13 protein-coding genes are annotated in these 14116 nt (G+C 62.6%); 6 read left to right on the top strand and 7 right to left on the bottom strand.

The features are described from left to right. Nucleotides 1-11: 11 nt before the first annotated feature. Together fmt and def are read right to left on the bottom strand one after the other, a co-directional pair. On the bottom strand, nt 12-929 hold the full coding sequence (gene fmt / locus G4Y73_RS09910) for a methionyl-tRNA formyltransferase (RefSeq protein ID WP_164231479.1): 918 nt from the start codon (nt 927-929) through the stop codon (nt 12-14). A 12-nt stretch (nt 930-941) separates the two neighbouring features. Further along, on the bottom strand, nt 942-1451 hold the full coding sequence (gene def / locus G4Y73_RS09905; RefSeq protein ID WP_164231478.1) for a peptide deformylase: 510 nt from the start codon (nt 1449-1451) through the stop codon (nt 942-944). A gap of 102 nt (nt 1452-1553) precedes the next feature. Here def and G4Y73_RS09900 point away from each other — a divergent pair, with 102 nt between their 5' ends. The 5 genes from G4Y73_RS09900 to hemF are packed head-to-tail and all read left to right on the top strand — an operon-like array spanning nt 1554 to nt 7755. After that, nucleotides 1554-2750 carry a LysM domain-containing protein gene (locus tag G4Y73_RS09900; protein ID WP_164231477.1) on the top strand — a complete coding sequence of 399 codons (1197 nt, stop codon included), beginning with the start codon at nt 1554-1556 and terminating at the stop codon, nt 2748-2750. Between the two features lie 9 nt (nt 2751-2759). Further along, nucleotides 2760-3908 (top strand): DNA-processing protein DprA, encoded by a 1149-nt coding sequence (gene dprA / locus G4Y73_RS09895; protein ID WP_346426848.1) that lies wholly within the window; start codon nt 2760-2762, stop codon nt 3906-3908. 13 nt (nt 3909-3921) lie between these two features. Further along, nucleotides 3922-4398, top strand: a complete 477-nt coding sequence (locus G4Y73_RS09890) for a DUF494 domain-containing protein (RefSeq protein ID WP_164231476.1) — start codon at nt 3922-3924, stop codon at nt 4396-4398. Nucleotides 4399-4420: 22 nt separating this feature from the next. After that, nucleotides 4421-6829: a DNA topoisomerase I gene (locus G4Y73_RS09885; RefSeq protein WP_164231475.1), complete on the top strand. Its 2409-nt coding sequence runs from the start codon at nt 4421-4423 to the stop codon at nt 6827-6829. A gap of 23 nt (nt 6830-6852) precedes the next feature. After that, a complete protein-coding gene (hemF, locus tag G4Y73_RS09880) occupies nt 6853-7755 on the top strand; it encodes an oxygen-dependent coproporphyrinogen oxidase (protein ID WP_164231474.1) in 903 nt (300 codons plus the stop codon). 633 nt (nt 7756-8388) lie between these two features. On the opposite strand, the gene G4Y73_RS09875 is transcribed toward hemF, so the two are convergent. Continuing rightward, the gene (locus G4Y73_RS09875) at nt 8389-9417 is read right to left on the bottom strand and encodes a serine hydrolase (RefSeq protein ID WP_205596594.1); all 1029 of its coding nucleotides are present in this window, start codon (nt 9415-9417) and stop codon (nt 8389-8391) included. Nucleotides 9418-9427: 10 nt separating this feature from the next. Here G4Y73_RS09875 and alkB point away from each other — a divergent pair, with 10 nt between their 5' ends. Beyond that, on the top strand, nt 9428-10084 hold the full coding sequence (gene alkB, locus G4Y73_RS09870) for a DNA oxidative demethylase AlkB (protein ID WP_205596593.1): 657 nt from the start codon (nt 9428-9430) through the stop codon (nt 10082-10084). Between the two features lie 476 nt (nt 10085-10560). Here alkB and G4Y73_RS09865 read toward each other — a convergent pair whose 3' ends face one another. The 4 genes from G4Y73_RS09865 to G4Y73_RS09850 all read right to left on the bottom strand — a co-directional run bounded on the left by G4Y73_RS09865 (nt 10561) and on the right by G4Y73_RS09850 (nt 14073). Then, on the bottom strand, nt 10561-10953 hold the full coding sequence (locus tag G4Y73_RS09865) for an ectoine synthase (RefSeq protein ID WP_164231472.1): 393 nt from the start codon (nt 10951-10953) through the stop codon (nt 10561-10563). Nucleotides 10954-11066: 113 nt separating this feature from the next. Further along, nucleotides 11067-12353, bottom strand: a complete 1287-nt coding sequence (gene ectB, locus G4Y73_RS09860) for a diaminobutyrate--2-oxoglutarate transaminase (RefSeq protein WP_164231471.1) — start codon at nt 12351-12353, stop codon at nt 11067-11069. Between the two features lie 12 nt (nt 12354-12365). Next, the gene (gene ectA / locus G4Y73_RS09855) at nt 12366-12884 is read right to left on the bottom strand and encodes a diaminobutyrate acetyltransferase (RefSeq protein ID WP_164231470.1); all 519 of its coding nucleotides are present in this window, start codon (nt 12882-12884) and stop codon (nt 12366-12368) included. Beyond that, a complete protein-coding gene (locus G4Y73_RS09850) occupies nt 12874-14073 on the bottom strand; it encodes an aspartate kinase (RefSeq protein WP_164231469.1) in 1200 nt (399 codons plus the stop codon). Before G4Y73_RS09850 ends, ectA begins: the two co-directional genes overlap by 11 nt. Between the last annotated feature and the right edge of the window lie 43 nt (nt 14074-14116).

Raw genomic sequence — 14116 nt, 5'->3', positions numbered from 1 at the left:
CGGTTACCCATTCACGCCTTTCCACGTCGGGCATTGAACCAGTCGCGCGCCGCCACCGGCTTGCGACCCGGGCCCTGCAGTTCCAGAATTTCCAGCACCCCTTCACCGCAACCGATCGCCACAACATCCGGCCCCCGCGCAGGCAGCAATTCGCCGGGAGCGGCCCGACCCTCTCCGGGGCGGGCACGGTGAATGCGCCAGGTCACGCCCTCGATCTCGCCGAACGCCACCGGCCAGGGATGATAGGCGCGCACCATCCGGGCCAGTTCCACGGCCGGGCGCTGCCAGTCGAGCCGGGCATCATGCTTGTCGATCAGGGGCGCATGGGTGGCCGCGGCTTCATCCTGCGGCTGCGGCGACGGCAACCGGCCCTGCTCCAGGCGACTCAGGCCTTCGACCAGCACTTCGGCGGCCAACTCGGCGAGGCGATCGTGCAGTTCACCGGCGGTCTCATCGGTGCCGATCGGCGTCGCACGCTGCAGGATGACCGGACCGGTATCGAGGCCGGCTTCCATTTGCATCAGCGAAACGCCGGACTCGGCATCGCCGGCGAGAATGGCCTGGTTGATAGGGCTGGCGCCGCGCCAGCGCGGCAAGAGCGAGGCGTGCAGGTTCCAGCAGCCGTATTGCGGCAGGTCGAGCACCGCCTGCGGCAGGATCAGGCCATAGGCCGCCGTGACCAGCAGGTCGGGGCGACACTCGGCCAGCAAGGACTGCACCTCGGGTTGCTTGAGCGAAACCGGTTGCAGCACCTCGATGCCGGCATCCAGGGCCCGCTGCTTGACCGGGCCGAAGCGCACCCGGCGCCCGCGTCCGGCACCGCGGTCAGGCTGGGTCAGGACCGCTGCCGGCCGCCAGTCTGCGGATTCGATCAGCACTTCCAGAGCCGGAACGGCGAAGGCCGGGGTTCCGGCATAGAGAATCCGCATACCCGTTCCGGATCAGGCCGTGGCTTTTTCGCGCTGCTGCTTGCGCAGGCGCTTTTCGACCATGCGCCGCTTCAACGGCGACAGGTAGTCGATAAAAACCTTGCCGTCGAGGTGATCGATTTCGTGTTGAATGCAAACCGCCAGCAGGCCATCAGCCTCGAGCTCCCGGGATTCACCATCCAGGTCGAGCGAACGTACCGTGATCTTTTCGGCCCGCTCGACCTCGGCATACACACCCGGCACCGACAGACAGCCCTCTTCGCAGGTCTGGCTGCCATCCCGCTCGACAATCTCGGGATTGATGAACACACGCGGCTCGTCGCGCTCTTCGCTCAAGTCCATGACGACCAGGCGGATGCCCTCGTTGACCTGGGTGGCCGCCAACCCGATACCACGGGCCTCGTACATGGTCTCGAGCATGTCTTCGGCCAGCTGGCGCTCGCGCTCACCGACCGTTTCGACCGGTCGGGCGACCCGCCTCAGGCGAGGATCTGGGAATTCGAGGATATTCAGTTTTGACATGGAAATTCAAGAATCCGCGTTAAGGGTGCGTTTTGCAATGATAATGTTTATGATAGTCTGCGAAAAATCAAGCCTGTGGGCATTGCTGGAGGGAGTCGCTCCGTGAAACGCATAATCATATTGACCGTCATTGTACTGGCGGCGTTCACCGTACAGGCTCAGGACGTGGAACTGCGCGATGATCATCCGCGCGAATACGTGGTTCAGGAGGGGGACACGCTCTGGGACATCGCTGGTCGCTTCCTGACCCGGCCGTGGCAGTGGCCGGCCATCTGGGACGCCAATCCGGAAATCGAGAATCCGCATCTCATATACCCCGGTGACGTCATCTCGCTGGTTTTCGTCGGCGGCGAGCCGCGACTGCGAGTCGACGATTCGGTCCGGCGGCTGTCACCGGAGGTGCGCCGGGAACCAATCGAGGGCCCGATCTCGACCATCCCGTTCGATGCCATCGAGGCTTTCATCCGTCGGCCGCGTATCATCGGCGCGGAAGAATTCGAGCAGTTGCCCTACGTCATCGCCAACAATGAAGAGCGCATCTATGCCGGTCCGGGTGACCGCACTTACGTGCGTGGCTTGGAAGACGCCCGGGTCGGCGAAGAGTTCGTTCTGGCACGCGTGACCTACCAGTTCGAGGACCGCAGCGTCGATCCCGACAGCGAGATCAAAATCAAGCGCAACCGCATTCTGGCGACCAAGGGGCAGGTTCCCTCGGACGTGCGCCCGCCGAGCGCCATCTGGAAGGCCACGATCGGCCGGATGGATCGTTTCAATTACCCGATCATCGGTTACGAGTTGTGGGAGACGGCGCGGGCGCGTGTGCTCAAGGCCGGCGATCCGGCCATTCTGGAAATCGTGTCCGGTCGCCGGGAAACGGTTGCCGGCGACTTCGCGCTGCCGATCGACGACTACCAGTACGACCCGCACTTCTACCCGCGCGCCATGGATTCGGTGCCGGATCACGCGCGCGTGCTGGCGATGACCGAAAGCAGCTACGGCGCGGGTCACTACCAGATCGTGGCGATCAATCTGGGTGCCTCCGACGGCGTGGAAGCCGGGCACGTATTCTCGGTCTTCCGGCCGGGTTCCACCGTGCGCGACGAGCGCGGATACCCGGCCTGGTCCAGGAAGGCCGCACAGAACCGCGACGAGCGCTACGTCGACCTGCCTGACGAGTTCGCCGGCCAGCTCATGGTGTTCCGGGCCTTCGATCGACTCAGCTATGCCATCGTGCTCGAAGGCAGCGCCAACACCGTGAGAGTCGACGACCACCTCGATCACCCCGACCGGCGTCTCTGAACGCGGGCCGTGCCCGCACCGGAGCAAGCACGGCAGTGGCTGACACTGGTCCTGGCCGATGGGCTGGGACCAAAGCGTCTGGCCGGTCTCTACGAGCATTTTTCCGGCCCGGGCGAGTGGCTCTCGGCCAGTGACACCGAACTCGCGCGCGCCGGACTGTCGGCCAAGCATATTCGGCAGTTGCGCCATCCCGACGACGAGCGCCTGGAACGCTGCCTGGCCTGGCTCGAGGGCGACGACCGCTGGCTGATCACCCAGGACGACCCCTACTATCCGCCGCTGCTCAAGCGCATCCCCGACGCGCCGGTGGCGCTGTTCGTCACCGGCCTTCCGGAAACACTGGTCAGCCCGCAGATCGCCATTGTCGGCAGCCGCAACGCCACGCGCGGCGGCCTTGACCACGCCCGCTCCTTCGCTTCGACGCTGGCGCGCGCGGGCTTCGTGATCACCAGCGGCCTGGCCGCCGGTATCGACGGTGCGGCGCACCAGGGCGCCCTGGACGGGGGTGGCCGCACCCTGGCGGTGGCCGGAACGGGCCTCGACCAGGTCTATCCGGCCCGGCACCGGGACCTGGCCCGGGAAATTGCCGCCTCCGGCGCCCTGGTCAGCCAGTTCCCACCGGGTTTTGGCCCCCTGCCCGGCAACTTCCCGGCCCGCAACCGCATCATCTCGGGCATGAGCCTGGGCGTGCTGGTGGTCGAGGCCAGCCTCAAGAGCGGATCGCTGATCACCGCCCGACTGGCCAATGAGCAGGGTCGGGAAGTCTTCGCCATCCCCGGATCGGTGCACAATCCGCTCTCGCGCGGCTGTCACCGACTGATTCGCGACGGCGCAAGGCTGGTCGAGACGGCCGACGAAGTGGTCGAGGAACTCGCGCCGCTGGCGCAGGAGCTGGCCGGTGAGATCGAGCACCTGCTGGCTCCACAACCAAATCCGGTGGCGACAGGGCTTGAGGAATCGACTGAATTGCCGCATATGGAGAATGACCCCGAATATTCGCGCCTGCTCGATGCGATCGGATTCGACCCGACGCCGGTCGACGTCATCATCGAGCGTTCACAATTGACACCCGCCGCTGTATCCTCGATGCTGCTGATGCTGGAACTGGACGGCAGAATCAGCGCCCATGCCGGTGGACGCTACAGTCGAAACGCCTGAGGAAGGTCTCTGAATGAAGGAAAACGTGCTCGATCTGCTGATGTACCTGTTCGAGAACTATATCTACGACGAGCCGGAAGAAGAGCCGGACCGCGAGTCGCTGAGCCAGAGCCTGGAAGAAGCCGGCTTCTCCAGCGGCGAGATCGATCGGGCCTTTCGCTGGCTCGACGGCCTGGCCGAACAGCGCAAGTTGCCCGAGCTCGGCGGCCACGAAGACAATCCCATCCGGATTTTCACCGATGACGAAAGCCAACGGCTGGACGTGCACGCCCGCGGCTTCATCCTGTACCTGGAGAACGTCGGCGTGCTCGATCCACTGCGCCGCGAAATGGTCATCGACCGCCTGGCCGCGCTCGAAACCGAGGACATCAGCCTCGAGGACGTCAAGTGGGTAGTCCTGATGGTGCTGTTCAACCAGCCCGGACAGGAAGCCAACTACGCCTGGATGGAGGATCTGGTGTTCGACGAAGAGGGAGAGTATCGGCACTGAGAACGCCGATCGAACGTATCTGATGTCAAAAAACCTGCTGATCGTCGAGTCGCCTGCAAAGGCGACTACCATCAACAAGTATCTGGGGCCGGACTTTCAGGTCCTGGCCTCCTACGGGCATGTGCGCGACCTGGTGCCGAAAGAAGGCGCGGTCGACACGGAAAATAACTTCGAAATGCGCTACGAAATCATCGAGCGCAACAAGAAGCATGTCGACAAGATTGTCGCGGCGGCCAAGAAAGCCGATGCCGTCTACCTTGCGACTGACCTCGACCGCGAAGGTGAAGCAATCTCCTGGCATATTGCCGAGATTCTGAAACAGCGCGGTGTCAACTCCGGCATACCCGTGAAACGGGTGGTTTTTTCCGAGATTACCGAGCGCGCCATCAAGAAGGCAATGGACGAGCCGCGCGACCTGGCGGTATCCCTCGTCGATGCCCAGCAGGCACGCCGCGCGCTCGACTACCTGGTCGGCTTCAATCTCTCGCCGCTTTTGTGGAAGAAGGTTCGGCGCGGCCTGTCGGCCGGCCGCGTGCAATCGCCGGCGCTGCGCATGATCGCCGAGCGCGAGGAAGAGATCGAGAAGTTCGATCCGCAGGAATACTGGACCATCGAGGCGGACCTGGGCCAGAACGAAGACGAGGCCTTCAACGCCAACCTGGTCAAGATCGACGGCAACAAGCTCGAGCAATTCGATATCACTGCTGCCGACCAGGCGGACAAGCTCAAGACCCAGATCGAGCAGGCCGCTGACGGCCGCTTCAAGGTCGCCCGTGTAAAAAAGAGCCAGCGACGCCGCCGGCCGCAGCCGCCGTTCATCACCTCGACGCTGCAGCAGGAAGCCGCGCGCCGGCTGCGCTTTACCACCCAGCGCACCATGCGCCTCGCCCAGCAGCTCTACGAAGGCGTGGATACCGGCAGCGGTACCCAGGGCCTGATCACCTACATGCGTACCGACTCGGTTGCCCTGGCCGGAGATGCGATCAGCGAGATCCGCCAGACCATCGCCTCCGAGTTCGGTGAGAAGCTCGCGCCGGAAAAGCCCAACTTCTACCAGTCGAAGTCGAAAAATGCGCAGGAGGCCCACGAAGCCGTCCGCCCAACTTCGGCGAAGCTGACCCCGATCAAGCTGAGAAGCCATCTCAGCGACGACCAGTACCGCCTCTATGAGCTGATCTGGAATCGCACGATGGCCAGCCAGATGATTCCGGCCGTGTACGACACGGTCAGCGCCGAGTTCGACGTTGGCGACACCACCTTCCGCGCCTCGGGCTCGACCCTGATCGAACCGGGCTTTCTGAAGGTCTATCGCGATGCGCGCGCAGAATCCGACACCCGTCTGCCCGAAATCAACGAGGGCGACGAGATCCCCCTTATCCAGATTCGACCCGAACAGCATTTCACCGAACCGCCGCCGCGCTACTCCGAAGCCAGCCTGGTCAAGGCGCTGGAGGAACACGGCATCGGGCGGCCCTCGACCTACGCCTCGATCATCCAGACGCTCAAGGACCGCGAATACGTCGAGCTGGAAAACCGCCGATTCACGCCGACTTCCACCGGCCGCGTGGTCGCCAAGTTCCTGTCGCAGCACTTCGAGCGCTACGTCGATTATGACTTCACCGCCCGGCTCGAAGACGAACTCGACGCCATCTCCCGCGGCGAGCACGACTGGGTACCCCTGCTGAAAGAATTCTGGCAGCCGTTCATAGACCGTGTCCGGGAAAAGGACGAGACCGTCAGCCGCAAGGAAGCCCAGCAGGCGCGCGAGCTCGGCACCGATCCGAAGTCCGGCAAGCCCGTGATCGTGCGTCTGGGCCGCTACGGGCCGTTTGCCCAGATCGGCAGCGCCGAGGACGATGAAAAACCGGAATTCGCCGGCCTCCGACCGGGCCAGAAGATGGACAAGATTACCCTCGAGGAAGCGCTGGAGCTGTTCAAGCTGCCGCGCCATCTCGGCGAAACGTCAGAAGGTGAACCCGTCCAGGCCAATATCGGCCGCTTCGGTCCCTATGTGCGCTACGGCCAGCGCAATTTCGTCTCGTTGAAGGAACACGATCCGCACGACATCACCCTCGATCAGGCGCTGGAGCTCGTCGCCGAGCACAAGCAGAAAATGAAGGAACGCATCATCCGGGAGTTCAGCGACGAGGGCATCCAGATCCTCAAGGGCCGCTACGGCCCGTTCGTCACTGACGGCAAGCGCAACGCCAGCGTACCCAAGGATGTCGAACCGGAGAATCTGACGCTCGAGGAATGCCAGAAGATGCTGGCCGAGGCCCCGCCGAAAGGCCGTCGCGGCAAGTTCGGCAAGAAAAAGGCCGGCGGCAAGAAGGCAGCGGCCAAGAAGGCGGGCAAGAAGAAGGCTTCGAAGAAGAAAAAGAAGAAGAAGTCAAAGAAGAAAAAGGCCGCAAAGAAAAAGACTTCGGTCTGACGGGGATCAGGGGCAGGCAGCAGATGGCGGGCACAGGCACGGACGTCAAACAATATCTCCTCGACCTGCAGAACCGCCTGTGCGCGGCATTCGAGGCCAGTGATGGCCAAGCGCGCTTCCACGAGGACGCCTGGGATCGTCCCGAAGGGGGCGGAGGCCGCACGCGCGTCATCCAGGACGGCGCGGTGTTCGAAAAGGGCGGCGTCAACTTCTCGCATGTCCACGGCACGGAACTTCCGGCAGCCGCGAGCGCACGACGACCCGAACTGGCCGGCCGCAGTTTCCAGGCCCTCGGGGTCTCGGTGGTCATGCACCCCATCAACCCCTTTGTTCCCACCAGTCACGCCAACGTACGCTTCTTCATCGCCGAGAAAGACGGCGAAGCGCCGGTCTGGTGGTTCGGCGGCGGTTTCGACCTGACGCCGTACTACCCTTTCGACGACGATTGCCGTTTCTGGCACCAGACAGCCCATGACCTGTGCGCACCCTTCGGCAAGCACGTCTACGCCGAACACAAACGTTGGTGCGACGAGTACTTCTATCTCAAGCATCGTGACGAGACCCGCGGCATCGGCGGGCTGTTCTTCGACGACCTCAACGACTGGGATTTCGACACCTGCTTCGCCTACATGCGCGCCGTCGGCGACGGCTATCTGGCCGCCTACCAGCCGATCGTCGAGAAACGCAAGGATCATGACTACGGTCAGCGGGAGATCGATTTCCAGCGCTACCGCCGCGGTCGCTACGTCGAATTTAACCTGGTCTACGACCGGGGTACGCTGTTCGGACTGCAGTCCGGTGGGCGCACTGAGTCGATTCTGATGAGCCTGCCGGCTGTGGCTCACTGGCGTTATGACTGGCAACCCGAGGTGGGGTCGCCGGAAGCGCGGTTGAAGGAATACCTTCAGGCTAGGGAGTGGGTTTAGTAGTCGGCGCGTCCTGCCCGCAGGCGCTAGGTTTTTCTTTGTTGTTCCACGCTGTGGAGGCCTCGACAAGTCAAAGGCGGTTTCGCCCGGCGCGCTTCGCGCGCTCTTGCGGCGAGGTACTTTTTTGTCGCGCCAAAAAAGTACCCAAAAAATGCGCTTAAAAGATGACGGTCACGTTTCAGGAATACCTGGTCGGAGTGGCTTCACGGACTGCGACTGGGGCTTTGCTTGGGCCCGGCTGCGGAACATGCTGGCGTGCGATGACGCCTGTAGAGGCCCGCATCTGGCACTGTGACTTCGGGTGGCGTTCCACCGTGGGGGTTTGTCCCATCCTCAATCGAAGCCGACCCCGATCGAAGTCGTGCTGTCTGGGTGCGGGCTACGCCAAGCCTTTATCGAGAACGCCATGTTTCACGACCGAGCATTAGCGAAGGCAAGAGCAGTATCTCCGTTAAGCCCCGGAGCCATCTGGTGCTGCGCACCAACCGCGTCTTCTAAGAGCGTTTTTGGTGACTTTTGTCGCGACTGACAAAAGTTACTCGCCATCAGCCTGCGAAGCAGGCGGGCGAAATCGCTTTTGACTTGTCGAGGCCCGCGCCGCGACCAGTGGCGCCCACCTAGTACCAAGCCTCGTCAGGGAGACACTGCAGCCTCCACAATCCTCGCCACCACCCGCTTGATGCGAGAAAAATAGCTACCGTTCGATGGCGGCGAGGGGTCGGAGATGACCACAATGGTCAGCCCCGCCTCCGGGATCACGAACAGCGCCTGTCCACCGTAACCGCGGCCATGATAGGACCGCGTTCCGGCCAACTCGGTAATAAACCAACCGTAGCCGTAGCGGTCACCGCTCCAGGGCGAGCGCCCCCGCGGTGTCCAGGAGGCCTCGATCCACGCTTCGGGAATCACGCGCTTGCCGTCGATGACGCCGCCTAGCCGATAGGTTTCTCCAATTCGAGCCAGTGCACGTGGACTCAGGCGCATTTCGTTGCCGCCGAAATGAATACCTTGCGGATCCTGCATCCAGTCGGGAATTCGGATGTTGAGCGGCTCACCCAGCCATGCTCGCGCCAGTGCCAGGAGCGATTGACCGCTGGCCTCGACCAGCGCAGCACCGGCCAGGTGCGTCGAACCGGTGGAATAGATCATGCGCCCGCCGGGCTCGGCCACCATTGGGCGTGTCAGTGCATGCGCGACCCAGTCGTCGCTCTGTACCCAGGTACCGTAATGACGTCCGGAGGTTTTTCGCAGGCCGGCCTGCAGCGACAGCGCATGGCCAAAGGTAATGTTACGGACCTCGGGAGCGATGCCATCGGGCACGCGTGATCCGAGCAGATCCACCAGCGGTTGATTTGGGCCATCAACATAGCCTCTCTCGATGGCAATACCGGCCAGCGCCGAGAGCACTGTCTTCGACAGGGATTTGAGGTTGGCCGGCGCAGACAGCCCTGGCCCCTGGCGCACATACTCCACCACTGGCTCGCCTTCATGCAGCACCAGCAGACTGTGCAGTCGGGAGAGAGAATCCGTGCGATCGATGATGTTCTGCCGCTCGCTTGCCGAGATTTCGCCGGCGTGAAGCCAAGCGGCTGGCCCCAGCGCTAGAATGGCGAACAGGCCCAGCATGGACACGACCGGCCGCAATTGAAAAAGACGAGTCATGGATTCCAGCATGCACGTTTCAGGTCAACTTTTTGACAACACTGACGCAAGAGGTTCGGCCGAATGGCTCTCGGAAGGCGCTGTGCTGTTTCACCGCCGGGTTGCCGAGCAGGCCGAGGCGATCGTCGAGGCCATCCGCGACATCAATCGCGACGCACCCTTTTGGCACCTGGTCACTCCGGGCGGCCACACGATGTCCGTGTCGATGACTTCCTGCGGTGAGCTGGGCTGGATGACGGACCGCAAGGGTTATCGCTATACCTCGACCGACCCGAGAAGTGACCAGCCCTGGCCAGCGATGCCCAAACTGTTTTTCGAACTCGCGCAATCCGCTGCTGCAGACGCGGGCTTCCCCGGCTACGAACCTGATGCCTGCCTGATCAACCGCTACCGACCCGGTGCCAGACTGTCGCTGCACCAGGACAAGGACGAGCAAGACTACGCCCACCCGGTCGTGTCGTTTTCACTCGGACTGCCGGCTACGTTTCTCTGGGGCGGGTTTCGACGCAAGGACAAGCCGAAGCGACTGTTGCTCGAACACGGCGATGTCCTCGTCTGGGGCGGCCCGGACCGCCTGCGTTACCACGGTATCCTGCCGCTACCCGAGGGCGAACATCCGCTGCTTGGTGCCCAGCGCATCAACTTGACGTTCCGTAAAGCCGGATAGGGAATTGCGGGCGATGGTGGGTGGGGGTGGCTTTTCCGGAAAGCACAGCGAACGCCCTCGTAAGCTCATCGAGAATCGGGGGCTCTTGGGTGCTGATCGAATGGGCGAATCTCGATTTCAAAGCGGACAGGCTCCGAACAGCCCGGCAAAAAATCCGAGTTCGGATGGCTTGCAGCTCATTCCCGCGCTGCACTTTCCGGAAAAGCCACCCCCACCCACCATCCGGAAGGGTTGGAGTTTTATAACACCCGTCAGAACGGGTGGTGCCGGGCGTGAGGGGGCAGAAGTCGGCCCGGCGGCGGGCACAGTTTCAACCGCAATCTCAGATGCGGCAAGGCCAGATCGATGCCTGGCATCGATGGTCGGCACTCCGTCAATTTCACCGGCACCAAGGCGCCACCTCATTTGGAGAAGACGGAGTGGGCGTTGGCCGACTGGCGCCCGCTCACGCCCGGCACCACCCGTTCCAGCCACCCTCAGTCGAGGTCGGCCGGATACGCACCATCCTCGCCGTGGACTTCGCGGCCGGAAACCGGCGGGTTGAACACACAGACCATGCGCATGTGCGAGCCCTTGTTGGCACGCAGGATGTGCTTGTCGTGCTGGTCGAGGGCATAGATGGTGAAGGCTTCCAGCGGGTAGACCTTGCCGTCCTCGACCGTCTCGATCTCGCCCTTGCCCTCGATCAGGTAGACCGCCTCGAGATGGTTTTTGTAGTGCATGTGCAACTCGGCGCCTTCCTTGATCACGGTGTCATGCACCGAATAGCCCATGCCGGCGTCTTTCAGCAGAAGCCGGCGGCTGTTCCAGCCTTCGGTATCGACGTCGTCCTTGGTGCCTAGAATGTCCTGCAGTTTCTTGACGATCATATTGGGTATCTCCTGAAATTCGATAAAAAAGTCGCGCCGGTCGTCCCTGACGCGACTGTTATCAATTGGCGTACGTCAGAGGGCGCGGCCTGCTAGCCGCCTCGACTGGCAGATCAGGCGACCTTGCGGTCCGTCGAAGCTTCGTTCGCCACCTTGGTCACTGCTTTCTCGATGATGCTCAGACCCTTTTCCAGGTCTTCATCGGAAATGGTCAGTGGCGGCAGCAGCTTGAGCACCTGGTCGTCGATGCCGGCGGTCTCGATCACCAGGCCCAGCTTGAAGCACTCGGCCGAGGCCTTGCCGGCCAGCTCGGCATCGTCGAAGGCGATACCCTGGATGAATCCCCGACCACGCAGCGTTGCGTCGACCGGGATGCGCTCAGCCAGCGCGCCCAGACGTGACTCGATGATTTCGGTCTTGCGCCCGACCTCATTGGTCAATTCGTCATCGGTCCAGTAGTCGAGTGCCTTGGTCGCCGTCACGAAAGCCAGGTTGTGGCCACGGAACGTGCCGTTGTGCTCACCCGGCTGCCACTGATCAAGCTCGGGCTTGAACAGGGTCACGGCGAAGGGCAGACCGAAGCCGCTCAACGACTTCGACAGGCAAACGATATCCGGCTTGAGGCCAATCGGCTCGAAGCTGAAGAACGGCCCCGTGCGGCCGCAGCCGACCTGGATGTCGTCGACGATCAGCAGCACATCGTGACGCTTGACGATCTGAGAGAGTTCCTTGAGCCATTCCATGCGCGCAACGTTAACGCCACCTTCGGCCTGCACGGTCTCGAGAATGACCGCCGCCGGCTTGTCGATACCCGAGCCCTCATCACTGAGGATATGCTCGAGTAACTCCAGGCTGTGGTCGCTGCCCTGCTCCAGATAACCGTCGAAGGGCATCTGCGAGGTATTGCCGAGCGGGACGCCGGCACCGGCGCGCTTCATGGCATTACCCGTCACCGCCAGCGAACCCAGGGTCATGCCGTGGAAACCGTTGGTGAACGAAATCACGTTCTGCCGCCCGGTCACCTTGCGTGCCAGTTTCAGCGCAGCCTCGACCGCATTGGTACCGGTCGGCCCCGGGAACTGGACCTTGTAGTCCATGCCGCGCGGCTTGAGGATGACCTCCTCGAAACGCTCCAGGAACTTCGCCCGGGCGCTGGTGGCCATGTCCAGGCTGTGGACGATGTGATCCTCGGCCAGATAGTCCATCAAGGCGGACTTGATCTCGGGATTGTTGTGCCCGTAGTTGAGCACGCCGGCGCCGGCAAAGAAATCGATGAATTCGCGACCGTCTTCGTCTGTCAGGCGTGCGCCGCGCGAATGCGTGAATACGGTCGGGAAGTTGCGCACATAACTGCGCACATCCGATTCGAGCCGATTGATTGTGTCGAGATGATGACTCATGTCTTTACTCACTTACTTCAAGTTTGAATTCGTTTTGAACGGTCCGATTCGGAATAGCTCTTCCGGCTCGTGACCGTCGGGAAAATGTTCGGCCAGCATGAAATCGCTCACCTGGCATTCGACGCCGTGGTCGCGGGCGACTGATCGGAACAGCTTGCGCGACGCCGTATTGCCCGGCGTCACCGACGCTTCCATCCAGCGAGCGTCCGGATTCTGCTCCAGGAACGCTTCCAGCAACCGGCGCGCCATGCCCCGCTTGCGCATGAAGGGTGCAACGCCCACTTGCCAGACGAACACCGCATCCTGGCGCTCCGGCGGCCGGTGGCCGAGCACGAAGCCGGCCAGCTTGCCGTCGACCTCCGCGACCACGCAGGTGTCGGCAAAGTCGATGCAGAACAGCACGTAGAAATAGGCGGTGTTCAATTCGAGACCACCCATCTCGCGCACCAGTTCGTACATGCGGGCCCCGTCTTCGGGGCGCGCCCTGCGGAATTCCGGTTCAGCGAGGACTTGTGCGCCTTCAGGCGACATCGGCCACCTCGGTGTCGGTAATCTCGAAGCGATCGTGGAAGATCCGCATCGCCCGTTCGACGGCATTGCAGTCAATCAGGCAGGTGACTGCATGTTCAAAGCGCATCGACTCGTGCACGGCGATACCTTCGGCTTCCAGTTCCTCGCGGGCGATGACCTCGGCCCTGGCGTCTGTGCCGGCCTTGTAGCCGACTGCCGAGACGCTGGCCAGCGGTCCACTGACCACCACACCATGATCGAACTCATCGCGGATGGAATTGGCCAGGCCTTCGTCGTCGGCCAACTGCCCGATCGAAATCAGATAGCGACCGGATTTGCCTTCGGCCAGCTCGGGCACGAACACGTCCAGATCATCAAGACGCTCGGACAGCGTGGCATGGTCGGCCGTCTCATCGAACTCGACCTGCATCAGTTCGTCGTGGCAGGCCACGCCGACAATGCGTGAACGGCCCAGGCCGGGTTCGGCGCGAACGATGGTTTCGCCACCCTCCCCATGCGCCTTACGGCAAACGATGGTCACCCCGTGCTCGATGGCATAGTCGATGGCCCGCTCATTGAGCACGCCGGCGCCGTGGTGCGCCAGGGTCTTCATCTCGGCCAGGCTGATCATGCTCAGCCGTGTCGCGTCGGGAACCTTGCGCGGATCGGCGGTGTAGACACCATCCACATCGGAATAGATCTCACAACGTCCGGCGCCAACGGCAGCGGCGATGGCCACGGCCGTCGTATCCGAACCGCCCCGGCCCAGGGTGGTGATGTCGCCTTCCGGGCTTTCACCCTGGAAGCCCGCGATCACGGCAATCTTTCCTTCCTCGAGCGTTTCGAGCATGCGTTCGGGGTCGACGCACTTGATGCGCGCATTCAAGTGCGCATCACAGGTCTTGACGCCGGCCTGAGGGCCGGTCAGGGCCATGGCTTCGTGGCCCAGGTCGTGCAGGGCCAGGCTCAGCATCGACGCCGAGGCCTGCTCACCGGCAGCCAGCAGCATGTCGAGTTCGCGATGCTCGGGATTGGAATTGAGCTTGCCGGCGCGCGCGAGCAGCTGGCTGGTGGTCTTGCCCCGGGCCGAGACCACGACCACCACGCCCTTGCCTTCCTCGCGACAACGCGCCACGCGTCGGGCAACGTCCCGCAACTGTCCGTCTTCTGCCAGCGAGGAGCCGCCGTATTTCTGAACGATAATCTCCATTTCTTCCTGTCTTCTCGATTTGAGTGTCTGAATTTGTTGTTCT

The sequence above is a fragment of the Wenzhouxiangella sp. XN201 genome, assembly GCF_011008905.1.
Taxonomy (GTDB): domain Bacteria; phylum Pseudomonadota; class Gammaproteobacteria; order Xanthomonadales; family Wenzhouxiangellaceae; genus Wenzhouxiangella.
This window is presented reverse-complemented; position numbering and strand designations above follow the sequence as displayed.